General features: G+C 70.6%; 21 protein-coding genes and 2 pseudogenes. 8 read left to right on the top strand and 15 right to left on the bottom strand.

Annotated elements, in window-relative coordinates; all coding sequences use genetic code 11:
- Both AB0L71_RS32325 and AB0L71_RS32320 read right to left on the bottom strand, forming a co-directional pair.
- Nucleotides 1–91 (bottom strand): annotated as a pseudogene (locus AB0L71_RS32325) (DUF2252 family protein); the annotation flags it as partial.
- 61 nt (nt 92–152) lie between these two features.
- Entirely contained in the window at nt 153–1418 is a 1266-nt protein-coding gene (locus AB0L71_RS32320; protein ID WP_365250197.1) for an MFS transporter, read from the bottom strand.
- A gap of 297 nt (nt 1419–1715) precedes the next feature.
- Here AB0L71_RS32320 and AB0L71_RS32315 point away from each other — a divergent pair, with 297 nt between their 5' ends.
- Nucleotides 1716–2303: an SMI1/KNR4 family protein gene (locus AB0L71_RS32315; protein ID WP_365250194.1), complete on the top strand. Its 588-nt coding sequence runs from the start codon at nt 1716–1718 to the stop codon at nt 2301–2303.
- Nucleotides 2304–2557: 254 nt separating this feature from the next.
- The gene (locus AB0L71_RS32310; RefSeq protein ID WP_365250191.1) at nt 2558–3670 is read left to right on the top strand and encodes an ABC transporter substrate-binding protein; all 1113 of its coding nucleotides are present in this window, start codon (nt 2558–2560) and stop codon (nt 3668–3670) included.
- Between the two features lie 138 nt (nt 3671–3808).
- On the opposite strand, the pseudogene AB0L71_RS32305 reads toward AB0L71_RS32310, so the two are convergent.
- Nucleotides 3809–3913, bottom strand: a pseudogene (locus AB0L71_RS32305) (IS5/IS1182 family transposase); the annotation flags it as partial.
- 45 nt (nt 3914–3958) lie between these two features.
- Nucleotides 3959–5017: a phosphotransferase gene (locus AB0L71_RS32300; RefSeq protein WP_365250188.1), complete on the bottom strand. Its 1059-nt coding sequence runs from the start codon at nt 5015–5017 to the stop codon at nt 3959–3961.
- Nucleotides 5018–5290: 273 nt separating this feature from the next.
- Between AB0L71_RS32300 and AB0L71_RS32295 the strand changes: the two genes are divergently transcribed.
- The 4 genes from AB0L71_RS32295 (at nt 5291) to AB0L71_RS32280 (ending at nt 8290) form a co-directional block, all read left to right on the top strand.
- On the top strand, nt 5291–6610 hold the full coding sequence (locus AB0L71_RS32295; protein ID WP_365250185.1) for an MFS transporter: 1320 nt from the start codon (nt 5291–5293) through the stop codon (nt 6608–6610).
- A 93-nt stretch (nt 6611–6703) separates the two neighbouring features.
- Nucleotides 6704–7087, top strand: coding sequence for a VOC family protein (locus AB0L71_RS32290; RefSeq protein WP_365250182.1), 384 nt, complete (start codon nt 6704–6706; stop codon nt 7085–7087).
- A 37-nt stretch (nt 7088–7124) separates the two neighbouring features.
- A complete protein-coding gene (locus AB0L71_RS32285; RefSeq protein WP_365250179.1) occupies nt 7125–7640 on the top strand; it encodes a DinB family protein in 516 nt (171 codons plus the stop codon).
- Between the two features lie 236 nt (nt 7641–7876).
- The gene (locus tag AB0L71_RS32280; protein WP_365250176.1) at nt 7877–8290 is read left to right on the top strand and encodes a nuclear transport factor 2 family protein; all 414 of its coding nucleotides are present in this window, start codon (nt 7877–7879) and stop codon (nt 8288–8290) included.
- Nucleotides 8291–8407: 117 nt separating this feature from the next.
- On the opposite strand, the gene AB0L71_RS32275 is transcribed toward AB0L71_RS32280, so the two are convergent.
- The 10 genes from AB0L71_RS32275 to AB0L71_RS32230 all read right to left on the bottom strand — a co-directional run bounded on the left by AB0L71_RS32275 (nt 8408) and on the right by AB0L71_RS32230 (nt 22377).
- Entirely contained in the window at nt 8408–9547 is a 1140-nt protein-coding gene (locus AB0L71_RS32275; protein WP_365250173.1) for a zinc-binding dehydrogenase, read from the bottom strand.
- Nucleotides 9544–9846 (bottom strand): putative quinol monooxygenase, encoded by a 303-nt coding sequence (locus AB0L71_RS32270; RefSeq protein WP_365250170.1) that lies wholly within the window; start codon nt 9844–9846, stop codon nt 9544–9546. Before AB0L71_RS32270 ends, AB0L71_RS32275 begins: the two co-directional genes overlap by 4 nt.
- A gap of 6 nt (nt 9847–9852) precedes the next feature.
- The gene (locus AB0L71_RS32265; RefSeq protein ID WP_365250167.1) at nt 9853–10512 is read right to left on the bottom strand and encodes a glycerol-3-phosphate responsive antiterminator; all 660 of its coding nucleotides are present in this window, start codon (nt 10510–10512) and stop codon (nt 9853–9855) included.
- Nucleotides 10513–10555: 43 nt separating this feature from the next.
- A complete protein-coding gene (locus tag AB0L71_RS32260) occupies nt 10556–12109 on the bottom strand; it encodes an FAD-binding oxidoreductase (RefSeq protein WP_365250164.1) in 1554 nt (517 codons plus the stop codon).
- Complete coding sequence (locus AB0L71_RS32255; protein WP_365250161.1) at nt 12106–13779, bottom strand: glycerol-3-phosphate dehydrogenase/oxidase; 1674 nt, start codon at nt 13777–13779, stop codon at nt 12106–12108. Before AB0L71_RS32255 ends, AB0L71_RS32260 begins: the two co-directional genes overlap by 4 nt.
- Nucleotides 13780–13852: 73 nt before the next feature.
- Nucleotides 13853–15421, bottom strand: a complete 1569-nt coding sequence (locus tag AB0L71_RS32250) for an FGGY family carbohydrate kinase (RefSeq protein ID WP_365250158.1) — start codon at nt 15419–15421, stop codon at nt 13853–13855.
- An 88-nt stretch (nt 15422–15509) separates the two neighbouring features.
- Entirely contained in the window at nt 15510–16964 is a 1455-nt protein-coding gene (locus AB0L71_RS32245; protein WP_365250155.1) for an MFS transporter, read from the bottom strand.
- Nucleotides 16965–17279: 315 nt separating this feature from the next.
- Nucleotides 17280–18833, bottom strand: coding sequence for an N-acetylmuramoyl-L-alanine amidase (locus AB0L71_RS32240; protein WP_365250152.1), 1554 nt, complete (start codon nt 18831–18833; stop codon nt 17280–17282).
- 238 nt (nt 18834–19071) lie between these two features.
- On the bottom strand, nt 19072–19800 hold the full coding sequence (locus AB0L71_RS32235) for a nitroreductase family protein (protein ID WP_365250149.1): 729 nt from the start codon (nt 19798–19800) through the stop codon (nt 19072–19074).
- A 177-nt stretch (nt 19801–19977) separates the two neighbouring features.
- Nucleotides 19978–22377, bottom strand: coding sequence for an endonuclease/exonuclease/phosphatase family protein (locus tag AB0L71_RS32230; protein WP_365250146.1), 2400 nt, complete (start codon nt 22375–22377; stop codon nt 19978–19980).
- Nucleotides 22378–22563: 186 nt separating this feature from the next.
- Here AB0L71_RS32230 and AB0L71_RS32225 point away from each other — a divergent pair, with 186 nt between their 5' ends.
- On the top strand, nt 22564–23373 hold the full coding sequence (locus AB0L71_RS32225; protein ID WP_365250144.1) for a metalloregulator ArsR/SmtB family transcription factor: 810 nt from the start codon (nt 22564–22566) through the stop codon (nt 23371–23373).
- A 72-nt stretch (nt 23374–23445) separates the two neighbouring features.
- On the opposite strand, the gene AB0L71_RS32220 is transcribed toward AB0L71_RS32225, so the two are convergent.
- On the bottom strand, nt 23446–23910 hold the full coding sequence (locus AB0L71_RS32220; RefSeq protein WP_365250141.1) for a DUF5709 domain-containing protein: 465 nt from the start codon (nt 23908–23910) through the stop codon (nt 23446–23448).
- A gap of 345 nt (nt 23911–24255) precedes the next feature.
- Between AB0L71_RS32220 and AB0L71_RS32215 the strand changes: the two genes are divergently transcribed.
- Complete coding sequence (locus AB0L71_RS32215) at nt 24256–24486, top strand: DUF6296 family protein (protein WP_365250138.1); 231 nt, start codon at nt 24256–24258, stop codon at nt 24484–24486.
- Nucleotides 24487–24595 lie beyond the last annotated feature (109 nt).

Genomic DNA, 24595 nt, shown 5'->3' with positions numbered 1-24595 from the left:
TCCAGCCGAGCCACGGGTCGGCGTGCGCCTGCAGGGCGCGCTGCGAGATGACGGTGCGGTGACCCTCGTGCTGGAAGTACTCGCGTACGGCGGTGCCGGGGTGCACGGCCCCCTCTCCCATGCGTCCAGGAGTCCGGAGCCACCGGCATCGGCTACTGCGATGACGGCACGTCACGCCGCTTCGGAAGCAGGGTGATTCCCGACCCGCGCCACACCGCAGCCGAGCACAGCAGCGCGGGAATCGCCGCCACCGCGAAGCAGACGGCCGGAGACAGCACCTCCACCAGCACCCCCACCAGGGCCGTGCCCACGGTGGACCCCGCATTGACCGCGGTGTTGACCCACGCACCCGCCCGGGTCCGAACGCCCTCGCCCACCGACTCGTCCGCGACGAGATACGCGGTGGTCAGCGCCGGCGCGACGAACACCCCGGCCACCGCCACCACCGCGACCAGCACGGACACATCCGGAGACAGCCCGGCCACGACCAACGCCACCCCCAGCCCCGCAAGCGGCACCGGCAGCCGCGCCCGGTTCGACGTACGCCAGGAGACGGCACCGTGGACAAGCCCTCCGACAGCGCTGCCCGCCGAGAGCGCGGCCAGCACCCACACCGCCGTCGCGCCATGGTGGTGCTGCTCGGCGAACGCAACCACCAGAAGTTCCATGCCCCCCAGGCACAGCCCCAACCCGGCCGCCACGACCGCGGCGTGCCGCACTCCCGCGACAGCGAGCAGCCGCTCGGCACGGGGCGCATCCTGCGCCGCTGGGGCCTCGTTCGCCGAGGACGGCGTGCCGATGGCGCGCACCGCGGGTGAGGACACCAGCGCGAGCGCACCCACCAGCACGAGCACGGCACTGATCGCGACGCCCGCCGCGGGAACGGAGAACCCGATCACCACACCCACCAGCAACGGCCCGCTGAGGAAGAGCAGTTCCTCGGCGACGCTGTCGAGGCTGAACGCGCGCTGCAACAGCTCCCGTTGCGGGAGGAGACACCGCCACAGGGTCCGCATCACCGGTCCCAGCGGCGGCGTGCAGGCGCCCGCCGACGCGGCGAGCACCCCCAGCAGGAGTGAAGAGGCTCCCGGATGCCAGGTGAGGTGGGCGAGCACGGCGAGCAGCGCCGCGTACGCACCAGCCATCGGCGGCAGGGCCCGGCGCGGCCCGTACCGGTCGACCAGCGCGGCACGGGCGGGGGAAAGGGAGACACTGGTCGCCCCGAACAGGGCCATGACGCCCCCCGCGGCGGAGTAGGAGCCGGTGGTGTCCTTCACCGCCAGCATCAGGGCGAGGGAGATCATCCCGTACGAGAGCCGCCCCAACAGCGCGGCACCGAAGGTACGGCAGGCATGACGGGTACGCAGGACGGCGGCGTACGAAGGGGCGCGCGAGGGCGCGAGCGAAGACAAAGGCACGGAAACATTCCTCAGGAGGGCAGCACGGCGGACGGCGCTGCGGGCATGCGGGGACACCGAAGGGCCACACCTCGGCGGTACGAGGTGCGGTCAGTGCGGGGTCCTATGCACAGGAGAGGAACATGCCTGCCAAGCTAACAGGAGCGGAAGCCGTCGAGGAGGGAGGGGACGCCGGAGCCGCGGAGGGGGAGATACGCTGCGGGGCTCCGACGCCGCAGCGACTGTGGCGTCGTTTCCCCTGGCTTCGGAACGGGTCATGGACACCGACCGGCATGACGGGTCTGGCAGGCTGTGCGGGTGGACGATTTCATCGGCACCCAAGAGCCATTCCGGCGCCTGCACGGGGCAGTTGCTGTGGTCGAGGAACTGGAACGTGCCGTGCCGGGGCTGGCGAGCCGGCGCCGTCCTGCCCCCGCAGGGATCAACTGGGCAGCGATCGAGGCGGATCTCGGCGCCGGCCTTCCGGATGACTACACTTTGCTGTGCGAGCTCTTCCCGACGTTCATACTGGACGACTTCCTGCTGGTCGGCGGCCCGCAGCCGGGCGTGGAAAGCGCATGGGTGCAGCGCACTCTCGAGGAATTGAAGATCGTCACCGAGTGGTGCGCCGATGCCGACCTGACTGTCCCGCTCCAGCCGTATCCGACCGTAGGCGGCCTGCTGCCTTGGGCGGCTTCCAACGAGGGCGACATCTTCCTGTGGAAGACGGTCCCGGCCGATCCGCAGGCCTGGACCGTCACGATCGCCTCGCGTAATGGCGGGTGGTGGCACTACACGGGCGGGGCGGTCCAGTTCCTGGCCGATCTGGTCAGTGGTGCGGTGGAACCCTGGGAGTTGCCGAGGGTCTGTCCCGAGGTGAGCTGGCTCATGGAGGCGAGCGCCTAGGTGTATTGACCCGCATCAACAAGGCTGCGGGTCTATACACCCAGCGTTTGTTCGTTGGCGCCGATGACGATGAAGCCTGGCAGCTCGGCGAACAATAATCGGTTGCCTAGTGGCGATGGTGGTGGATCCAATGACCGGCGTGATCACCCGGTAGCGCCCGCCGCGACGAGACGTGATGAGCGCGAACCGCCGGCCCCGGTCGGCGCACGATCCGGGCGGACTGCGACCGCAACGACCCAGGGGAGAAGCCACCGATGAACACGCCACCATCGCCGTCCGGAGCGGAGCACACAGGCGGGTCGTCCGTCCGCCTGGGCGCTCTCGTACCGCTGACGCGACCCGGCTGGGTCGAGGCGGGCCGACACCTGCTCGCAGGACTCGACCTGGCCGTTCGCGAGGTCAACGACGCCGGCGGGATCGACGGCAGACCACTGGAGCTGGTGGTCCGGGACACCGCGGCCGATCCGGAGCGGGCCGCGGCGGCCGTGGACGAACTGGCCCGCCTGGGCGTGGCCGCCGTGGCGGGCGAGTACCACAGCGTCGTCGCCCGTGCCGCCGCCGCCCGGGCCGACGCCCTCGGCGTGCCGTTCCTCTGCTCGTCCGGGGTGCTCGACGCGCTCACCGAGCAGCCGACGGAGTGGGTCGCGCGCCTGGCCCCGGCCCAGTCCCACGGCTGGGGGATCTACGCGGACTTTCTCCTCGGCGCGGGCCGGCGTCGGATCGCCGTGGCGACCCAGCCGAGCGTCTACTGGGCGTCCGGGACCCGCGTCCTGCGGGACTACCTCGCTCCGCGTGGCGGCACCGTCGTCGAACTCGACACGAACGCGCTCACCCCCGAGGCCCTGTGCGACGCGCTCGTCGACCACGGCGCAACGGCGCTCCTCCTGCTGGTCGGCCATCCGGAGCCGGCGGTGCCGATCGTCAGAGCCGTCCGGGGCGACCGGCGGCTCGCGGAGATTCTGATCGGCGCTCCGGCCGGACAACCGGAGTTCGCCGAATGGGCCGCGGTGCTGGGCGAGGACGGCGCCGGGATCCCGTTCCTGCGCTACCTGCCCGAGCGCCTCGGTCCGCTCGGCGAACGCGTCGGGGAGGAGCTCCGCGAGCGGCTGGGCGAAGCACCCTCCTTCGTCGCCTTCGAGGGCTGGGACACCGTCACGGTCCTCGCCGACGTGCTGCGTTCCCACGGCACGGACCGGGCGGCCATCGCCGAGTCATGGCCGCGCGTGGCGGTCGAGGGCACCCGCGGGCCGATCCGGTTCTCCCGCACGCCGGGCATCAGCGTTTGGCAATGGGCTTGGACACCGATCCAAGTCGTTGATCGGGACCCGGCGGAGTCTGATCGCTTTCGGATCCTCCACGCTGGCTGAGAGAACACGGAGGTCCGATTGCCCAGATCTGTCCGAGCTTGAGGATGGCTACCTGTCCATACGGGCTCTCAGCTTCGCGGCGGGGGCCACGACCGCATTCACCCGGATACGGCCCAGGACCACCTGGAACTGTGGGGAGTCACCGCGCTGTCCGGCTGTGATCACCAGCGACATCGGCTTCTGTGCCTGCTCGACCGCCAGGTGGAGCTTGGTCATCAGCCCGCCCCGGGAGCGTCCCAGCCCGTGGTCATCGGGCTCGGTGAAGACTCCACCTGGCGGCTCGACACCCTAATACCAAGGGCGGGCGTCATGCGTGGGCAGCGGACGCAGCTTCGGCCAGCGTTCGAGCAGGCGGCCGGCCAGGGCGGAGCTGAGGCGGCCGACGGCGTGCAGGCGATCGTGGTCGCGGGTCAGGTCGGCGACCACGCCCAGGCGGTGGACGAGCCGCTCACGGGCGGAGACGTAGCCCCACGTGAAGTCCTCGGCAGGCACCCGAGCGAGCTGGTCGACCGTCCCGCGGTGGGCCCGCTCGACGAGCGCGTCGCCCTGGATCAGCCAGCCTGCGCACGCGTCGGCGAGGTCACCCGGCACGTCCTTCCCGGTGAGGCCGCGCCAGGTGGTCCGGTAGATGTCCTCGACCTCCGTGAGCGGGGCCGCGGTGACCGACATCGCACACCAGCAGGTGGGGAAGCCGATGCGGAAGTAGGCGAGTTCGATCAGGCCGTTGCCGAGCGAGGCCCGCTCGAAGTCGACGAAGCGGACGCCGTCGGCGGTGCGCAGATCATTGCCGGGGCAGGGGTCGCCGTGCAGCAGCGCATGGTACGGGGTGGGGTCCAACCGCTGCAGAAGACCGGCGAGTTCGTCGGGAACCGTGGACGGTACGGGCACGTCGAGCGCCCCGGCCAGGGCGAGGAAGGACTCCGCGTCGGTGGCCGTGGGCCCCGACCAGACCGGTAGGGCACCCGCGTCGGCGGGCCCGGTCAGGGCGTGCAGGCGGGCGAGCGACTCGGCGTACCCCGGCATCCAGTCGTCCGTCCTGCCGAGGTCGTCCACGTGCTCGAGGACCATCACCCGCGAGGGCAGGTCCGTGGCGAGCACCGCCGGGGCCACGGCGGGCCCGGAGGCCCGGCCCGCCAGGCGCAGCCCGGCGACCTCCCGCGCGAAGCGCGTGTTCGCGTCGGCGCCGGTGTCCCCGACATCGGTGATCTGCTTGACGATCACCAGCTGGCGGTCGGCCAGCCGCACCCGCCAGACCCGTGACCGCGGACTGCTGTCCAGGAGTTTGGACTGCTGGGGAATGCCCACGGTGGAGAGCAGCGCCTCGTTGAAAGGAACACGGTTCAGCATGCCGACGAGCGTAGCCCTGGCTTCGCGTGTGCGGGCAAAATTTCTCGCCCCGCCGAAGTCCTCGCCCTACTATGCAGGCTCGGCGAGTGACCCACGAGGAGTAGAGACATGCCCGGTCGTCCGAGCGCGCGTTGACGTCGTAGGCCCTGACCGGCCTGTCATCGCGTGCTGCCCTTGATGTTGCGGCACAGCGAGCCTTCTCCTGCCTGAACCGTCGGTGCCCTTTCGTGTCCTCGGTGGCGGGCCCTGTTGTCAGCAACACAAGGGATCCCTGTGCCGTCCACTTCTTCCGCTGTATCCGATTCCGGTCGACCTGTTCCGTCAAGCCTGTGGCGGGACGCCGACTTCCGCAGACTCTGGATGGGGCAGACCGCCTCCCAACTCGGCGAACACACAAGTCTGGTGGTTCTGCCGCTCTTCGCCGTCCTGATGCTCCACTTCAGCGCCAACCAGTTGGGTGTCCTGCGCGCGGTGGGACAGGCGCCGATCCTGTTGCTCTCGCTCTTCATCGGCGCGTGGGTGGACAGGTGGCGCACCCGCACGGTGATGGTGCTGACGGACGCCGGCCGAACCCTGGCCCTGGCTGCCACCGCTTTGATCGGCGTCCTCGGTTGGCTCGGCCTGCCCGCGCTGATCGTGGTCGCCTTCGCCGTCGGGGTCCTGTCCGTGTTCTTCGACGTGGCCTACCAGGCCTCTCTCGTACGGCTGGTGGAACGCGATCAGTGGGTACGGGGCAACAGTGCGCTCGAGGGCAGCCGGTCTGCGGCGCAGATCGGCGGTCCCGCGCTCGGCGGTGCGTTGGTGTCCTTTCTGTCGGCGCCGATCGCCGCCGCGGTCAGCGCGCTCTTCTTCACACTGTCGTTCCTGTCGATCCAGCGGATGCGGCGTCGTGAACCGATCCCCGAGCACGCGGAGCGAGCCCCTCACATAGGGCGGCGAATTCTCGAGGGTCTCCGCTTTGTCGCCGGCGACACCTCGCTGCGGACCGTGTGCCTCGCCTCGGCCGCCTTCCAGTTCTCCTTCGCGGCCATGATGACCGCGTATCTGCTTTTCCTGCCGCGGGAACTGCACCTGTCGGGCGCCGCGATCGGGCTGGCGCTTGCGGCGACCGGACCGGGCGCGCTCCTGGGCTCGGTGCTGGCCGCCCGCTTGCCGAGCCGGTTCGGCCACGGTGCGGTGCTCGTGTCCGCGGCGGTACTCGGGGACGGCGCGTTTCTGTGTGTGCCCGCACTGCACGGTTCCTCCCCGGTGACGGTGCCCGCGCTCCTTGCGGTCGGCTTCGTGTTCGGGGCGGGCGGCCAGTTGGTGAATGTGACGGTCATGGCCGTCCGCCAGGCGGTCACTCCGGACGGGATGCAAGGCCGGGCGGCCGCCACGATCACCTTCGTCGGCATGGGGCTGACCCCGCTCGGCTTCCTGCTCGGGGGATTCCTCGCGGAGCAGTGGGGGTTGCGCACCGGCCTCCTGGTGACGGCCGCCGGCATGATGCTGTCCCCGGTGCTGATGGCTCTGTCCCCGCTCGCCCGCCTGGGGCGGACGCTTCCAGTGCTCGCGGGACGCGCCGACGAGCAACGTGAAACGGTGGCGGACTGAGCCCGCCCGGAGCTCACCAGGGTGCTCCGAGGCTCGGATGCCGAGGATTGACCTCGGTGGCGTCCGGAGGGGAAGTCAGGAAGGATGGTGCGCATGGTCTCGGTAGTGCAGAACGTGGCGATCGACTGTGTGGATGCCTACGAACTTGCCTGTTTCTGGAGCAGGGTGACTGGTCGTCCTCTGCATCCTGAGGACGGACCGGGCGCCCAGGAGACTCAGGTGCTGCTGCCGGAGGGCCCGGTGCTTTACTTCAACCAGGTGAGCGAGTCCAAGACGATCAAGAACCGGATCCATCTGTGTCTGCGCCCTGAGACCTCGCGTGAGCAGGAGGTGGACCGGTTGCTGGGCCTCGGTGCCACCTTGGTCGCCGACCACCGGAATCCTGATGGCTCTGGCTGGGCAGTCCTTGCCGACCCCGAAGGCAACGAATTCTGTGTTCTTCGCAGCGATTCCGACCGAGCCGCGATGAGTTCCTGAAGCGCACACGCCATCCTGACGCCCTAAAGTCGGCCTCATGTCGCCTTCTTCTTCCCGCCATCGTCCCGCCTACGACGCCGACGAGAGGACCCAGCTGGTCGGCTGGCTGGACATGCAGCGCGCGGTCGCCCGTTGGAAGTGCGAAGGACTGTCGGAGGCCGACGTCCATCGCCCCGTTCTTCCTTCCTCGCCCCTCATGACGGTGGCGGGTCTCGTTTCTCACCTTCGGTGGGCCGAACACCTTTGGTTCGAAGTGATTCTGATGGGACGTCCGGCGGTGGGTCCCATGTTCGACGGGCCGGAGGACGCCGACATGATGGTGGAGGGCGTCCCGCTCGCGGAGCTGCTCGACCACTACGACCGGCAGATCGCCGTGTCGAACGGGATCATCGCGTCTCAGTCGCTCGACGACGTGGGCCGGCACCCGGACTTCGAGGCATCGGGCGCGAGCCTGCGCTGGATCATGTTTCACATGATCGAGGAGACCGCGCGGCACGCGGGTCATCTGGACGCGGTCAGGGAGATCCTGGACGGTGAGACGGGCCATTACTGACCCGGGCCAGGTTGCCCGTCGCTCGATGGCGCAACCACTGCCCAGAGCCTGATCGCGACACCGGTCACACCTCCGGACCGCGGCGAGGAGAGTGACGAGGGCCCCGAAGCTGCTCCACCGGAATGAATCCACGGGGCCGCGGCCACTTCCCGCCGTTCCGCCGGGCCGGACCTTGATGAGCTTCTTCGTATCACTGCCGCACCGTCGTGAGGGCGGACGAGACGAAAGGACCGGCGATGACACTCGGCGCCGAGGACCGCATGGCCATCACGGAACTGATCGGCCTGCACGGGCACCTGCTCGATGAGGGCGAACTCGACCGGCTGGGGGAGATGTTCACCGCGGACGTCGTCTACGACGCCTCGGACCTGGGCCACGGCGAGATGCGCGGACGGGACGCCGTCCGGGACACGGCCCGGTCGATGACGGGACATGGACCCGTCGCCCACCACGTCACCAACATCGTCCTGACGGAGGACGGCGACGGGCGGGTGCGGGCCCGGTCCAAGGGGATCGGCATCAAGGCGGACGGCACCTGCGGCAGCGTGACGTACGACGACCTGGTCGTCCGCGGCGAGCGCGGCTGGCGCATCAGCCGTCGCACGGTGGGTGGGCGGCGCACGCCGCCCGCGCCGGACAGTCGGGTGTGACCGGTACACGGGCGTGACCGGGGGCGGCCCGGCCCGAAGGCCGGACCGCCCGCCGACCGGAGCCGGCGGCGCACGGCCGGGCAGGCCGGGGCGCCGTCGACCCGATAGCCGTGTGCGTCAGAGCTCCAGCATCCCGGACGTGTCGATGACCTGACGGATCGCCCGGCCCGAGGCCAGTTCCTCCATCGCCGCGTTGATGTCGGTCAGCGGGAGCGTGCCCGTGTGCATCTGCTCGACCGGCATCAGACCGGCCCGCCACAGGTCCAGGAACCTCGGGATGTCGCGGCGAGGAACCGCGTCGCCCATGTACGAGCCGAGCAGGGACTTGCCCTCGCCCGCGAACGCCAGGGCCGGGACCTCCAGCATCCGGTCCGGGGCGGGCAGGCCCACCGACACCACCGTGCCGCCCCGGACCACGGCGGTCAGGCACGCGGCCATCACCTTCGGGCTGCCCACCGCCTCGACCGCCAACTCCGCGCCGCCACCGGTGAGTTCACGGATCGCCTCGACCGCCTCGTCGGGGGCGTAGGCGTGGGTCGCGCCCAGCCGGAGCGCCAGTTCGCGCTTCTCGCTGACCGGGTCGACCGCGATGACCGGGTACGCCCCGGCGGCGCGAGCACCCAGCACCGCGGACAGGCCCACCCCGCCCAGGCCGTAGACCACCGTCGACTGGCCGGGGCGCAGCGCCGCCGTGTTGATGACGGCGCCCGCGCCCGTGAGGACCGCGCAGCCGAACATCGACGCCACGGTGAACGGGATGTCCTTGGGGATGGGGACCAGCGACTCCTGGGCCAGCACCGCGTGTTCGGAGAACGCGGAGACCCCCAGCTGGTGGTGGACCGGATGGCCGGAGGCGTCGGTCAGCAGCGACGGGCCGTGCAGCAGTGCGCCCGAGCCGTTGGCCGCCGCTGCCTGGGCGCACAGGGCCGGGCGGCCCGCCGCGCAGTCGCCGCAGAAGCCGCAGCTGGGTACGAAGACGAGGGCCACGTGGTCGCCGGGGCGGACGCGGTGGACGCCCGGTCCGGTGTCCTGGACGACGCCCACCGCCTCGTGGCCGAGCGCCATCGGCAGCGGACGGACCCGGTCGCCGTTGACCACCGAGAGGTCCGAGTGGCAGAGCGAGGCGGCCGCGATACGGACCAGCACCTCACCCTCGCGCGGGGCGCCCAGCTCCAGTTCCTCCACCTCGACCGGGCGGGTCTCGGAGTAGGGGCGGGCCGTCGATATTCCCCGCAGCACCACCGCACGGGTCTTCACGCCTGGACCTCCGCACGCGGGCTGCAGCGCAGCACCTCACGGCTCTCCAGCAGCGGGACGACCTTGCCGAGCACGATCTCCTGGAAGTGCGGGGTCGCGCAGTGTGCGGTGAAGTCGGCCTCGGAGACGTACTCCTCGTAGAGCATGATCGTGCGCGGGTCCTCGACGCCCCGGTGGACGCGGTACATGAGGTTGCCGGGCTCCTGGCGGGAGGCGGCGGCCATGGTGTCGAGCAGGGGGAGGACGGTGTCCTCCTGGCCGGCCTCGGTGCGGTAACGGGCGATGACGACGTAGGTCATGGGGGATTACTCCTGGGGTGGCGCCGGCCTCTTCAGGGCGGCGGGCGGGACCGGTGGCAGCTGGTCCCGGCGCAGATGCCAGAGGCGGGGGTCGGACGTGGCCGCCGCGGCCGAGCCGAGGGCCAGCGCAAGGGCCACGTCCGCGGGGGTTTCGACGAAGCCGGCCGCGACCGACGGCGACATGGCGCGCTGTGCCTGCGCGCTCATGCGGGCGACGATCGGGGCGGGCATGATCTCGACCAGGTCCGGTGCGCCGCGCGAGATCGCGTCCGTGGAGCGGCGCAGGTTGGACCGGTCGGTGACGAACACCTTCATCATCGTCAGCAGGCCGAGCGGGCGTCCCTTCTCTATGAGGGAGAGCCGGGTGCTGACCACGCCGTGCGCGCCGATGTTCTTGATGAACTCCAGCGCGCCCCGGTCCTGGGCCAGACCGGGGCTGCTGTCCACGTTCACGAACACGGTCTTCCCCGCCCGGACCACGGCCGGCACCACCTGGGGCAGCTGCCCCACGGTGAACGACGCGAGGATGCACGCCTTCGCCGGTGCGGTCAGGAACTCCCGCAGGGGCTGGGCGCCCACGACCGACGCGACGACCGGCACCTCGGCGAACGCCGAGACGAGCCGGGGGTCGAGTGCGGCACTGGACCGGGACGGGGAAGGGGTCATGGCGAGGGCCTGCCTGTACAAGAAGGGTTCACAGCCGCTGAGTTCAGTTCAGCGGAGACGTACCGAATCGGCTGGGAAGGCCCAGTTTGCCAGGGTTGAGAATGCCCGCCGGGTCCAGGGCCTTCTTCACCGCGACGAACGTCGCGAAGCCGGCCCCGAGGGATTCCTCCAGGTAGGGGCCGCGCAGCAGGCCGCAGCCGTGGTGGTGGCTGAGTGCCGCCGCGTGCTTGATGAGCACGCCGTTGGCCGCGTCCCACACCGAGCGGTACCAGTCGCGGCGCGACTCGGGGGCCACGTCGCCGCGCAGCGAGAAGTAGACGCAGGCGCCGTCGGTGTACGCGTGGGACTGGTGTGCCGAGGCGGCCAGGGTGCCGTCGACCGACTGGATCGCGGCCACCACCTCGTCGTAGATCACCGGGAGGTCGGTCCAGGACGCGGCCATCTCCAGGGTGTCGGCGACGAAGCCCGGGCCGGGCTTGAAGCCGTCGGCGGACTTGCCGACCAGCATCCGCTCGTCCAGCCAGCGTGCGAAGACCGCCTGGCTGTCCAGCTCGGGGCCGTACTCCTCGCAGACCTCCTTCGCCACCGTGATCGAGGCGTCGACGAGGGCCGGGTCGCCCTCGTCGGCGATGAGCAGGAGGTTGGTCTCCGGGTGGCCGAAGTGGGTGCCCGACTCCAGCGTGTCGTACAGCCGCAGGACGGCCGGGGTGGCACCGCGCTGCATGATCCTGCGGCAGGCCTCCAGGCCCTCGGCGAAGGTCGAGAAGCCGTACGCGGCGGCGTTCGCGTACGTGGGCAGCGGGTGGACGCGCAGGCGCGCTGACACGATGACACCGAGGGTTCCCTCGGAGCCGACGAACAGCTGGCGCAGGTCCGGGCCGACCGCGGCGCGGGCGTAGTCGCCGTACGTGGCGCGGGTACCGTCCGCGTGCACGACATCGACGCCGACGACCATGTCCTCGATCTTGCCGTAACGCGTGGAGAGCTGACCGGCACCGCGGCAGGCGATCCAGCCGCCGACCGTGGAGACGGCGAACGCGGAGGGCCAGTGGCCGGTGGTGACGCCGTACTCCTCCTGGAGCTGCTTCTCGAAGAGGTCGCCGAACATGCCGGCCTGGACGTCGACGACGTTCGACTCGGCGTCGAAGCCGGTGATCCGGTTCAGTCCGCAGACGTCCAGCACGACGCCGCCGAAGACCGGGAGCGCCGCTCCCGTGACGTTGGAGCGGCCCGCGGACGGGGTGACCGGGATACCGGCCTCGTGGCAGATCCGCAGCACGGCCGCGACCTGGTCGGCGTCGGCCGCCTCCACGACCACGGCGTCCGGCGTCGCGGGACGTCCCTCGGTCTCGCCGATCATCGAGCCGGCCCACCAGTCGCGGGTCCGGGTGACGACCTCGTCGCGGGAGGTGTGCACCGCGTGCGCGGCCCCGCGCAGCGCCTCGATCACGGTCTCGGGGACCTCGACCGGATCGGTCTGGAGCGCGGCCTCGCCGTCGCCGATCGGGGTGTTCTGCGCCCACTTCGCGAAGCTCGGGGCGCCGACCGTGTAGTTGCCCCGGTTGAACGGATGGGTGATGGTCTGACGGCTGATCATGCTGCTGCCCCTTCGAGGAGTACGGACTTTTCGTGGCGGACGGCTGCGAGGTACGCGGAGACCGAACGCTCCACCTCTGCCTCCGAGAGGTTCAGTTCCTGGCCGAGGATCGCGCCGACCGCCTCGGCGGCGTCGACGGATGCGTCCCGGGCGAACAGCCGGGCGCGGGTGCGGCGGGAGAGCACGTCGTCGACCGAGCGGGCCAGTTCGGCGCGGGCCGCGTACACGACCTCGGCCTTGGTGTACGGAAGTCCCGCGACGATCGGCTCGGCCAGCGTCGGGTCGTCCTGGATCAGGTCGCCGACGAAGCGCGCCTCGGTGCCGAAGCGTTCGCCCAGGTGCGCGGCGATGCCGCCGGAGGCCGCGACGGCCTCGGAGTCGTATCCGGCGCCGCCGAGCAGCGGGAGGTCGGTGGTCCGGCTCTTCCCCCTGCGGCCGAGGACGGTCATCACCTTGTCGATGACGAGTTCGCCCATGTGCCGGCTGGTGGTGAGCTTGCCGCCGGTCACCGTCACCATGCCGGTGCGGCCGACCGTGATGTGGTGGTCGCGGCGCATGTCGAGCGTCGCGCCCTCCTTGCCGCCGACCAGCGGACGCAGACCGCCGATGGAACCGACCACGTCGTCGGGGGTGAGCTTCCCCTCGAACGCGGTGTTGGCGCCCTCCAGCAGGAAGTCCATCTCCTCCCGGGTGCAGTGCACGTCGTCGGGGGAGCCCTGGTAGTCCTCGTCCGTGGTGCCGAGCACCACGCTGTTGCCCCAGCGGGTGCACGTTGCGCGGCGGGCCCGGCCCGGGATCGGCACGGTGACCGTGCAGTTGATCCGCACCTTGTCCCACGGCACCACGATATGTACGCCCTTGGCGGGCCGGACCTGCGGCTTGTGGCCGTCGTCGGCCTTCGCGTCGAGCTCGTCGGTCCACACGCCGGTGGCGTTGACGACGGCCCGCGCCCGGATGTCGAAGCTGTCGCCGTCCGCCGAGACCCGGGCACCGGCCACCTTGCCCGCCTGCATCAGCAGACCCTCGGCCCTGGCACCGTTGAGGACCGTCGCGCCGAGCGCGGCCGCGGTGCGCACGATGGTCAGGACGAGCCGGGCGTCATCCGTGCGGGCGTCGAAGTAGATCAGCCCGCCCTTGAGGTTCTCGGCGCGCAGCGTCGGCGCCTGGGCGAGGACCTCGGGCACGGTGAGCCGCTGGTGGAGCTTGCCGATCCGCCAGCCGCCGACCAGGTCGTACGTCCACAGCAGCCCCTCGAAGCCCTTGGCGAGGCGGGCGTCGAAGACACCCTCCTTCTCCAGGATCGGGAAGAGGAACGGCAGCCGGTGCACCAGATGCGGGGCGTTCTTGCGGAAGCGGTGACGTTCCAGGAGCGAGTGGCGGACCAGGTTCACATTGCCCTGCTCGATGTAGCGCAGGCCGCCGTGCACCATCTTCGAGGACTTCGACGACGTGCCGGAGGCGAAGTCGTCCTTCTCGATCAGCGCCGCGCGCAGCCCCCGCGAGGCGGCGTCCAGCACGGCGTACGCGCCGGTCACACCGCCGCCGATGACGAGCACGTCGTACGTGTCGTCCGCCAGCCGGCGCTTGAGGGCTGCCCGGTCGAGGAGTAGCGGCGTTCGACGGGTCGCCGCGGCGCTGCGCCGCGGTTTCCGGGCGGGCATGGTGATCACAACATCAACTCCTGGTGTTTCGGTGCGGCCCGCGTGGTCGGGTACGGGCCGCCGGTGCGACGGTCGGGAGCCGTCAGTGGGGGGTGTGAGGTTCGGGGTTCCTGGGCAGCAGCGCGGGGTCGTTCAGGTGGGCGATCAGTACGTCGCGCCAGGCGGACCGCTGCTGCGCACGGTCGGCCGCCGTGATCGACGGCTCGAAGATCTGGCCGTGCGGCTGCGCTTCGACGACCTCGTCGAGCGAGGACCACAGGCCCTGGGCGACCCCGGCCAGATAGGCGGTGCCGCGCAGGCTGGCGGTCGCGGAGTCGGAGACCCGCTCCAGCGGCAGACCGGTCAGGTCGGCCTGGATCTGCATCAGCGGGTCGCTGCCGGACACCCCGCCGCCCACCCGGAGCCGGGTGAACGGGGTGCCCATGGTGTCGGCGACCCCGTCGATCAGGTCGCACACGGAGTGCGCGATCCCGTCGAGCACGGCGCGCGCGAGATCGGCGCGGGTGGTGGCGAGGGTGAGCCCGGTGAGGGAGGCGGTGGCCTCCGGGTGCCAGACCGGCGTACGGACCCCGGCGAGTGCCGGGACGAAACGCGGGGTGCGGCCCGGCCGGGTGGGGACCCGGCCCGCTTCCTCACCGAGCTCCTTCGGCGATGCGAACAGCCCCAGGTCGTCGCAGAGCCAGCGCAGCGCCGAGCCCGCCGTGGAGGTGTAGGCCTCCAGGCTGTAGTGGCTGATGTCGCCCTGACGCCGGCCGGGCTGGGCGAGCACCCCGGAGATGTCCGGCCGGGGCAGGGCGGGGGTGGTGCCGGTCGCCGCGTCGACGAAGGCGCCGGTCCCGTACATGCACATGCCCTGTCCGGCGGCGAGACCGCCGAGCGCGACGAGTGCGGCGTGCTGGTCGCCCATGGAGGCCGCCAGCGGTACGGCGATGCCGAGCGCGGCCGGGTCGGTGGTGCCGAATCCGGCGTCGTCGGAGCGGAGTTCCGGAAGCAGGTCGAGGGGGAACCCGAGGTGGCTGATCCATTCCTCGTCCCAGGCGTGCCGCTCCAGCAGATAGCCGCCGGTGGACGCGGCGTTGGTCGGGGTCGTGGCGTGCACGGCGCCGCCGGTGAGACGCCAGATCAGCCACGTGTCGACGGTGCCGAAGAGCAGCCGGCCCGCGCGGTGCGCGGCGGCGACCTCCGGATGTGCGGCGATCTGCCGGGCCGCCCAGAGGAACGGGGCGCGGGCGCCGACCGGCCGGCCCTGACGGGCCAGCAGGGGGGCGTCCCACTCCGCCTCGTACGCGGTGAGCTCGTGCGCGTAGCGCCGGTCCTGCCACACCACGGCGGGCAGCAGCGGCAGCCCGGTGTCCCGGTCCCAGAGCATCGCGGTGGCCCGCTGGGTGGAGAGCGCCACCGCGGAGATCTCGATCTCCTCTTCGTGGGCCCGGCCGACGGCCCGGCGTGCCACCTCGAGGGTGGCGGTCCAGATCTCCATCGGATCCTGCTCGACCGAGAGGTCGTCCGGGTGGCTGACCTTGATCGACCGGTAGAACACCTCGTGGGCGGCGCCCGAGTCGAGGACGACTCCGGCCCGGGTGCCCGTGGTGCCCTCGTCGATGGACAGCACACCGCGCCGTGGGGCGGCGCCGGGAAACGTCTGCGTCATTGCAGCCCTTTCTTTGCGAGCATCGCGCTGTGCGCAGGGGTACGGAAGGGAGGGGACCATCGTGTGATGCGGCAGGTCCGGCGGTTGGTCAGCGCGCGGTCACGGACGCGACGGATTCCGTCGAGCCGGCCGGTGCGCCGGTGGCGTCACGGTCCTGTCCGGCGGTCTCGTCGGGCGAGGCGGCCTTGGTCGGATCCCACTTGATGGCCAGGCAGGTGATCAGGCCGAGCAGCGGCACGACGGAGAGCACCAGGAACGTGTCGGCGAGCCCGAGCGAGTCCTTGATCTGCGGGAAGACATACAGCCCGACGACACTGCCGAAGCTGCCGACCATCCCGGTGACACCGGTGCCGAGCGCGCGGACGTCACTGCTGTACGAGAGCGCGGCGATGGACTTGCCGTTGGCGCCGGGGCCCGAGGAGTGGCAGAGGATGAACAGGACGGGCAGCAGGAACGCCACGGCCGTGGGGACCTTCTCGAAGGTCAGCCCCATCGCGACCAGGGCGACGAAGACCCCGGCGAACCCGGCGGCGGAGCTGAGCCGCAGCCCGAGCCGGCGGCCGAAGTACGCGGACAGCAGCCCGCCCGCGATACCGAAGGCGTTGAAGACCATCGAGCCGATGGTGGCCTTCTCGAAGCTCTCGCCGAAGATCGTCAGGCTGATCAGCGGCAGGTACCAGCCGACCGCGAAGTACTGCATCGACTGCCCGAGCGAGATCACCGAGGAGAGGACCGTGCGCGGCAGGTACTCGCCCTTGAAGAGCACTCCGGCCTGGCGGAAACCGATGGCCGGTGCCTCGGCGGCGGCACGGGTCGCCTCGTCGGGCCGGTCGGCGACGGCCTTGATCCCGTAGATCCTGTCCAGGTTGACGACCGCTTCGTCCAGCCGGCCCTTGCTCGCCAGCCAGGTGGGGCTCTCCCGGAGCATCAGCCACTGACCGACCAGCAGGACGACGGCGACGACCGCGGCCGAGCCGACCGACCAGCGCCAGATGTCCGAGCCGACGTCCAGGTTGAAGAAGAGCAGGGCGAGGGCGAGGTTGCTGGTGGTGGCGACGTACCAGACGGCCTGCCACAGGTTCAGCCGGCCGCCCAGCTTGGCGGGCGTGTACTCGGCGAGCAGCGCCATGGCGACCGCGAAGTCGATGCCGTACGCCACACCCACCAGCACCCGGCCGAGCCAGACGACGGTGAAGTCACCGGCGAAGGCGGCGAGCAGGGCGCCCGCGATGGCGAACACCTTGGCGAGCAGCAGAGGCGGGACGCGGCCGATCCGGGTGGCGAGCCAGCCGCCGACCGGGTTGAAGATGATCGCCAGGGCCGGAGCGGTGGCCGTGAGGATCGAGACCTGCGTGCTGGTCAGCTCCATCTGGGACGTCATCGGCCCCAGACCGGCGCTCAGCGCGGCATTCGAATAGGCGTCGAGGAACAGCCCGCCGAACACCAGGAACCAGATGACTTGCGCCCGGCCGGTGATCTTTCCCAGCCCATCGATGAGCGCAACGACGTCGGAGACGCCTTTGACACTCGGACGTTGTGCCATGAATCCGCCTTCGAGGAAGACCCATCGGCGGCACGGGGAGCACAGGAAAAAGGCATGACGAAACCACCGACAGGTGGTCTATGTCTGTGCCTGTCAAAACACTGCGGAAAGCGCCGCAGCACGTGAAATGCAGAAATGCGAACCTGCAGCGAGGTTAGGAAGGAGCCAGGAAGAACGTCAAGGGTTTCCGGCAGGTTACTCAAATGTGACGCGGGGCCCGAGGTCGGCGAGAGATGTCGCGTGAGCCGCTTGGTACGCGCAGGGCGGGGTGGTGCGCGATCCGCACCACCCCGCCCCGGGGCCGTGGCCGGTGCGTCAGCGCCCCGCCTGCAGCGCCGCCCAGGTGTTCGGCCCCACGACGCCGTCGGACGTCAGTCCGCGGCTCGTCTGGTAGCTGCGTACCGCCGTCGCCGTCCCGGAGCCGAAGCTCCCGTCGATGGTGACCGTCGAGCCGAGCGCCGCGGTCAGCGAGCGCTGGAGCCGCTTCACGGCGTCACCCGAGGAGCCCTGCGCCAGCGTCGTCGTCGAGCCGGCCGACAGCAGCGCGGTCCAGGTCTTGCTCCCCACGATGCCGTCGGAGGTCAGGCCGTGGGTCGTCTGGTACGCCTTCACCGCGCTCTCCGTGGCCGGGCCGAAGTCGCCGTCCACCGCGCCCACCGAGTAGCCCTGCTCGTTCAGCAGCTGCTGCACCGCCTTTACCTGGGCGCCGGTCGAGCCGTTGCTCTGGGTCGCGTACGAGCTGAAGCTCAGCGCGTCGGTGCTGGTGCCGCCGCCGGTACTCCCGCCCACCAACTGCATGTAGCGGTCCCAGTCCCAGTACGGGCCGGGGTCGGTGTGGTCGTTGCCCGGGGCCTCACTGTGCCCGATGATGTGCGACCGGTCCTTCGGGATCCCGTACCGGTCGCAGAGGTACGCCGTCAGGGCCGCCGAGGAGCGGTACATCGCGTCCGTGAACCAGGCCGGGTCGTCGATCCACCCCTCGTGCTCGATCCCGAGGGACGAGGAGTTCTGGCTCCGCGCGTGGTAGGCGGTGTCGCTGTCGCGGACCATCTGGGTGATCTGGCCGTCGGAGGAACGCACCACGTAGTGGGCGCTGACCACGGCCGACGGGTTCTGGAACCAGCTGATCGATCCCGCGTACGAGCCCTGGGTGACGTGGATGATCACCTTGTCGATCGTTGCCGACCGGCCCGAGGCGTAGTTGCCCGTGGCGGCCGGAACCCACAGCGCCGACGGGTAGTCGGTGCTCTGCGTGCTCACCGCGGTGGCGGCGAGCGAGCTCTTCTGCGGCGAGACGGCGCGGGCCGTCACCGAGACCTGCTCACCGTCGGGGACCGTGGCGTAGAGCCCGTTGGTCAGGAACGTGTACACGGTGTCCGCGTAGAGGGCGGCCGTGGATCCCTCCGCACCGCTGTACCGGGCGACTGCCGGGTACCAGGCGTTGATGTCGTCGCGCTCGTGGGCGTCGAGTCCGAGCTTGTCCGCGTAGCTGCGCAGCACCGCCGCGCCGCCCCGGATGTTGGCCGTGGTGTCCTTGCGGAGGTGGGAGACGGGCTCGCCGGTGAGGGCGGACGCCTGCTCCAGCGTCCGGTTCTCCGGGTTGCTCACCAGGTGCATGACGCCGTAGCCGTTGGCCTGGCTGGGGTGCCCCGAGTGGCCGTCGAGACGCGTCTCGCCGTACCCGACGGCGGCGAGCAGATCACGGGGTACGTCGAACTCCGCCGCCGCCCGCGCAAACGCCCGGTTCATGGAGTGGCCGGTGTCCGCGGCGGCGAGAGCCGGGCTGCCGGCCGCGGCCAGGGCGGTCACGGTGAGGGCTGCGAGGACCGATGCGCCGGCCGCGGTGTGGGCGGCGGTTCGTCTGGGCATACCTGCTCCTGCTCAGTGGGGGTAGGAGAACGGCCCCGGGGCCCGAGTGGGGTGGGCCGAGGGGCCGAAGCGTGCTCAGCGTATCGATCTGTTGCGCACATGACAATGGCATGCCTTTGGTTCGAACTTGCCGTCTCCCCAGCACAGTTGGGGGCGCAAACGGTCCCGTCCGGTGGTTACCGGACGGGACCGGCAGGCGAATCCCGCGCGTGTCGCGCCGCGCCCCGGGTGCGGCGTCCTACCAGCGGTCGCGGTGGATGACGTCCGCCGCCGGGCGGCGCTTGATCGGGCCGAAGTTGCCCAGCGGCCACCCGACCGGAACGGCGGCGAAGGTGTGCATGTCCTCCGGGATGCCGAGCGCGGCCTTCCATTCCTGTTCCAGCATCAGGTGCCAGATGGTGATGTTCGCCGCCAGCCCCAGCGCCCGTGCGGCGAGCAGGAGGTTCTGCACACCCGGGTAGACGCAGGACCCCTCGGCCAGCGCCTGGAAACGGGTCTGAATGTTCATCATGTGCTCGGTCCCGGCAGGGCCGAGCGCCTCGGCGGAGGCCTGCAGGCCCTCCTCGTCCAGCCGCGGCTCCGGGAACCGGTAGCAGGGGATGATCAGCGCGGGAGTGTCGGCGAAGTGGTCGCGCTGGTACTCGATCGCGGCGACCATCCGTCCGTAGGCCGCGTCGTCCATCCCCTTGGGCGCGTACTTCCCGGTCGTCGCCAGATAGGCGTCCACGCAGCGCTTCCACAGCGGAGCCAGGCGCGCCATCATCTCGCGGTCGGTCACCACCACGTACTCGTAACACTGCATGTTGCCGCCGCTGGGGCCCCAGACCGCCGCCTGTATGAGCTGCTCCAGCGTCTCGTCCGGCACCGGTTCCGGCTTGAGGCGGCGCATCGCGCGCATGGTGGACATGGTCGCGAAGAGCGCGGGTCCGTCGTTTCCGGTCGTGTTCGACGGTGTTTCCGTAGTCATGATCGCGGAGTTTACGGGTGAAACCTGAGTGGCGGGAGAGGGGTTGACCGGTCTTCAGTCGGCCGTTCGGCGTGGCCGTCACCCGCCTGCTTCCCCGACCCGTCGGAAAGTGACGCGAACGAGGCCGCCCGGGTATCCGGGTGGCCCCATCCGCACAGAAGGTCAGTTCCCGCCGTACTACTTGGCGTTGACCTTCACCCGCACGATCTGCGGGTCGTGGTCGCTCGCCTGGTCGGCGAACTCCGCGTTGATGTGCACCACGTCGTAGTCGAAGCGGCGGATACCGGGACTTGTCAGGATGTGGTCCAGCGCCTGGGAGTTGCCGTCGTACACATAGCTGTACTGCTCGTCCGCGGGCAGCGTGGTGATCAGGGGCTTGAGTACCTCGCCGCTGGTCAGCGCGTCCACCGTCGGGGAGAACGCGAAGTCGTTGAGGTCGCCGAGCGTGATGACCCGGGCAGAGTCGTCCGCGGCCAGCAGCGACTTGACGAAGGTGTTCACCTCCGCGGCCTGCCGCACCCGCTTGTCCTCGGAACTGCGCCTCGGCTCCTGGTACTTGCCGTGCAGGGGCTGGTCGCCGCCCTTGGACGTGAAGTGGTTGCCGATGACGAAGACCGACTTCCCGTGGAAGCGGAACTCCCCGACGAGCGGCTTGCGGCTGTCGGTCCACGCGTCGTCGGTCGGGGTGATCCGGCCGGGCGACGCCGAGAGCGTCACGCCCTTCTTCGTCTTCACCGCGGCCACGGCAGTGGTGGCGTCGCCGCCCGCACGGTCCACGAAGTCGACCCTCTCCGGGTTGAAGAGGAAGACATTGCGGATGTTGCCGCCCGGTTCGCCGCCGTCCTTGCCGTCCTCGGGTGCGACATAACGCCAGTCGTACCGCGGGCCGCCCGCGGCGACGATCGCGTCGGTGAACCGCTGGAGCGTGGCCTCGGAGCCGACCGTGCCGTCGTTCACCGCGCCGTTGTCGTCCTGGATCTCCTCGAGCGACACGATGTCGGGCGAGGACAGGTTGACCGCGATGCCCTCGGCGAGGGTGTCGAACTTGGCCTGCTCGTCGAGGGCGTCCAGGTTCTCCACGTTGTACGTGGCGACGGCGAGCTCGTTGCCCTTCTGCTTCCGGGTGACCTCGCGGGCGAGGTCGTGGTCGGTGAGCGTGCCGAGCTCGGTGGCCTGGAGGTTGTAGCCGCCGTACGACGCGTAGTCCATGACGCCGGTGGTCGTCCCGGACAGCACATCGCCCACGTCGGCCACCGGAACCGGCTGGGCCGGGTCGAGCGACATCACCTTGAGGCGGCCGGTGTTCTGGCCGTCGTACGAGGAGTACAGCGTGCCGCCCCGCCGCGTCGGGTTCTCCTCCGGCTTCACGGTCACCCAGACCTCGTCGTACGCGGTCGTCGCGCCCGTCACCCGGGTGTCGGAGACCTGGACCCGGACGCCTTCGAGCGACTCGTAGAGGTCGAGGGCGTACGCCGACGGTTCGAGGGGCAGCGCGTCGATCGAACCGCCGTCCGCCGAGGGGACGTAGGCGTCCGGCACCGAGGCGGCGTCGAGCACGACCGGCTCCGGCAGCGCGTTGCCCGAGGAGACGACCGTCGTCTTCGGTGCGGTGATCTCGGTGATCGACTGGGTGGTCGAGGACGGGTAGTACTCGTCCACCTTGCCGCTGACCAGCACCGAGTCGCCCACGGTGACCTGCGGGGCGGTGGAGCCGGTGTAGACGAACACGCCCTCGGCGGTGCGGGGGTCCGCGTCCGGCGTGGGGTCCTGGATCCAGAAGCCGCGCGAACCGCTGGTCCGGACACCGGTGACGACGCCGGGGACCCCGGCCACCGTCTGGCCGTCCAGGGCCGACACCCGGGTGGTGCCCTGGATGTCGTGGATCCGGACGGTGCCGGGGTTGGTCGGGCCGCCGGGGTCCTCCGGACCGGAACCGGACGTCTCGCCCGCCGCGTTGACCGGTGTCGGGGTGCCCGCGGTGAAGTCGGCGGCGTTGTCGTCCGTGTCGGCGAGGGACGCGGCGCGCGCCACCGAGGCGGTGTTCGACGCCCCGGCCGCCGGGCCGCTGCCCTCGCGCACGACCGCGGAGCCGTAGCCCACGAGGTCCACGATCCGTGTGTCGGCCGCACAGTCGGCCGCCGTCTTGCAGGTCAGCGCGGTCGTACCGGAGACCAGCGCGACGGTTCCGCCGGCGCCCGCCATCGCGATGGAGCCGGTGGCGTCCGGCGTCGGCAGGGCCACGGTGCCGCCGGTGCCCGCGGCCTCGGCGACGAGGTAGCGGCCACCGGGGGCGACGGACCCGCTCAGCGCGGAGACCTGCCACTGCGATGTGGCCGACGGGGCGGCCGGCAGGTACTGCACGCTGAGGCCGGACAGGCCGTACGCGGTGGTGCCGGCATTGGCCAGCTCGATGAAGTCGCGGGTCAGCGTGGCACCCGAGTTGCCCCCACCGCCGTACACCTCGGAGATCACGGCGGTCGATGACGGGGTCGCGAAGGCGGCGGGCAGCGCGGTGGCCGAGAGGGTCACGGCGACGGCGCAGGTCAGCAGGATGGAACGCGGTCTGGATATGTGCACGGTGGGCTGCTCCCGAAGTGTGGTGACAGCAAAAACTATGCGCGTAGAACCGGTGCTGACAAGACATCAGAAGTTAATTCGAGAAATCGTTCCGGCGAAGCGCACCCGTCGGCTCGCCCCGCAACCGGAAGGTTGCCTAGCCTGGAGGAGGGCAACGGACGGGCGAGGGTGGTCGTGATGGCGGCGATGGACCCGGTATTCAAGGCACTGGCCGATCCGAGCCGCAGAGAGCTGCTCGACCGGCTCCACGCGCGCAGCGGTCAGACCCTGCGTGAGCTGGGCGAGGGCCTCGGCATGAGCCGGCAGGCGGTCAGCAAGCACCTGGCCGTCCTGGAGTCGGCGCTGCTCGTCACCGCCGTGCGCCGGGGCCGCGAGAAGCTGCACTACCTGAACCCGGTGCCCCTCCAGGAGGTCGCCGACCACTGGATCGGCCGGTACGGACGGTCTCGGCCGATCGCACCTCCCCCCATCGAACAGACCCTGGAAGGAGCGGTCATGGACAAGGCGGAGTTCGTGTACGTCATCTACATCCAGACCACGGCCGAGAAGCTGTACCAGGCCCTGACCGACCCCGAGCTCATCAAGATCTACATGGGTGGTTACGGCCCCGAATCGACTTGGGAGGTCGGTGCGGCGGTCCGCTGGAAGATGGACCCGGACGGGGAGTTCGAGGAGGTCGGGCAGCGGGTCCTGGAGGCGGAGCCGGGCAAGCGCCTCTCGTACACCTGGCACACCCTGCAGCCCATGCACCGCCAGATGTTCGAGTTCGCCTCGGACGAGGAGTGGGAGAAGGCCGTCCAGGAGCGGTCGAAGGTCACCTTCGACATCGAGCCGGCCGAGGAGCCCGAGCTGGGTATCAAGCTCACCCTGACCCACGACGGGTTCGACAGCCCGGACAGCAGGATGCTGGAGGGGGTCAGCGGGGGCTGGGTCGCGATCGTCTCGTGCCTCAAGACCCTGCTGGAGGGCGGCAGGTTCCTCGGCGAGCCCGCCTGACGGCCGCGGCGGTCGACGGAGCGGCGGTCAAGGGAGGAGAGGGGTTGGAAGGGGCCTGAGGGTGCCGGCGGCTCACTCCTCGGTGTCGGCGATCACATGCACGGCAGCTTCCTCGGCCGATGCCCCCGCTCCGTCGACCCCGACGTCCTCGGCCGCCATCGTGTCCGGCTCGTCGATATCCAGTTCCCGGGTGAGACGGCCGGCGCGTACCGTGCCGACCTCCGCGTCCCAGGGCTCGCCCTCGCCGTTAGACAGGTCGCCCATGTCGTCGCCGTCGGCCTCGGCGTCCTCGGTGGTATCGGGCAGTTCCCGTGCCAGACGACTCTCCAGCGGTTCGCCACTGTGCTGTTCGGTGGCTGTGGTGCCCTGGTCCTCCACCGCCCATGGCCGTTCGGGCGGTGAGTAGCCCTCGTCCAGCAGGTCGGTCATCCCGACCCGGTTGTCCAGCGTGTCCTCGATGTCGAGCTGCTCGGTGAGGTCGGAGGCCTCAGGCTGCTGGGGCTGGTAGACATCGTCTCCCATGTCGGCATCCTTCATGGTGTGTCCCTTCCCGAAGTGCAGGGAATCCGGTCGTGTACGTCGCATACGCGACCCGGGGAAAGGGGGGGTGAATCTCCGGTATCTGCCCGAGTGACGTCGAACCGCCCGTATGGGTTCAGGATAAGCGGCCCGGGTGCGGGCCCGCAGCCGTGGGCGCTGCCCGGGGGCGGGAAGCGTTGCCGAGGCGGTGGAACGGGCCCGGGACGTCCTGGATGCGACGCGGGGGATGCCGGAGGAGACTGGAAACAGGCGGAATCCTCCGCGCCAGGCGGAAGGATTCCGGAACCCCGACGGGCCGGGGCCTCGGCCTCCAGGCCCGGAGCGTGACGAGGGACATCCGGTATGGATTACCCGGAGAGCTACCAGTTGGTATTTCAGTCGTCGGCCGTGGAGGACGACGCAGTGATCGTCCGGCGTACGGATCAGTCGGGTGCGGGTGGATACCCGATCTACGAGGACGAGACCGGAATCGTGCGCGCGGAGATCAGTGACCGGGGTGAAGTGCGCATGCTCGCCACTGGCGGACACCAGGTCCTCGGCACCCCACTGGTGGTGCGGGAGCCGAGTGCGTGAACGTGGCAGGGGGCCGCCCATGCGGGTGGCGGACTCCCGGCCGGCCCGCAGCACCTCCTCGTGGTTGAGCGGTTCCCCGCTCAGCCCCGCCGCCAGGTTGGTGACCAGC

The organism is Streptomyces sp. NPDC052052 (genome assembly GCF_040680455.1).
Classification (GTDB): Bacteria; Actinomycetota; Actinomycetes; order Streptomycetales; family Streptomycetaceae; genus Streptomyces.
This window is presented reverse-complemented; position numbering and strand designations above follow the sequence as displayed.

What these genes read in the sequence shown, in the direction of transcription:
- AB0L71_RS32310 (WP_365250191.1), top strand. Translation starts at nt 2,558, where the DNA reads ATGAACACGCCACCATCGCCGTCCGGAGCGGAGCACACAGGCGGGTCG.
- AB0L71_RS32300 (WP_365250188.1), bottom strand. Translation starts at nt 5,017, where the DNA reads ATGCTGAACCGTGTTCCTTTCAACGAGGCGCTGCTCTCCACCGTGGGC.
- AB0L71_RS32290 (WP_365250182.1), top strand. Translation starts at nt 6,704, where the DNA reads ATGGTCTCGGTAGTGCAGAACGTGGCGATCGACTGTGTGGATGCCTAC.
- AB0L71_RS32285 (WP_365250179.1), top strand. Translation starts at nt 7,125, where the DNA reads ATGTCGCCTTCTTCTTCCCGCCATCGTCCCGCCTACGACGCCGACGAG.
- AB0L71_RS32280 (WP_365250176.1), top strand. Translation starts at nt 7,877, where the DNA reads ATGACACTCGGCGCCGAGGACCGCATGGCCATCACGGAACTGATCGGC.
- AB0L71_RS32270 (WP_365250170.1), bottom strand. Translation starts at nt 9,846, where the DNA reads ATGACCTACGTCGTCATCGCCCGTTACCGCACCGAGGCCGGCCAGGAG.
- AB0L71_RS32265 (WP_365250167.1), bottom strand. Translation starts at nt 10,512, where the DNA reads ATGACCCCTTCCCCGTCCCGGTCCAGTGCCGCACTCGACCCCCGGCTC.
- AB0L71_RS32260 (WP_365250164.1), bottom strand. Translation starts at nt 12,109, where the DNA reads ATGATCAGCCGTCAGACCATCACCCATCCGTTCAACCGGGGCAACTAC.
- AB0L71_RS32250 (WP_365250158.1), bottom strand. Translation starts at nt 15,421, where the DNA reads ATGACGCAGACGTTTCCCGGCGCCGCCCCACGGCGCGGTGTGCTGTCC.
- AB0L71_RS32245 (WP_365250155.1), bottom strand. Translation starts at nt 16,964, where the DNA reads ATGGCACAACGTCCGAGTGTCAAAGGCGTCTCCGACGTCGTTGCGCTC.
- AB0L71_RS32240 (WP_365250152.1), bottom strand. Translation starts at nt 18,833, where the DNA reads ATGCCCAGACGAACCGCCGCCCACACCGCGGCCGGCGCATCGGTCCTC.
- AB0L71_RS32235 (WP_365250149.1), bottom strand. Translation starts at nt 19,800, where the DNA reads ATGACTACGGAAACACCGTCGAACACGACCGGAAACGACGGACCCGCG.
- AB0L71_RS32225 (WP_365250144.1), top strand. Translation starts at nt 22,564, where the DNA reads ATGGACCCGGTATTCAAGGCACTGGCCGATCCGAGCCGCAGAGAGCTG.
- AB0L71_RS32220 (WP_365250141.1), bottom strand. Translation starts at nt 23,910, where the DNA reads ATGAAGGATGCCGACATGGGAGACGATGTCTACCAGCCCCAGCAGCCT.
- AB0L71_RS32215 (WP_365250138.1), top strand. Translation starts at nt 24,256, where the DNA reads ATGGATTACCCGGAGAGCTACCAGTTGGTATTTCAGTCGTCGGCCGTG.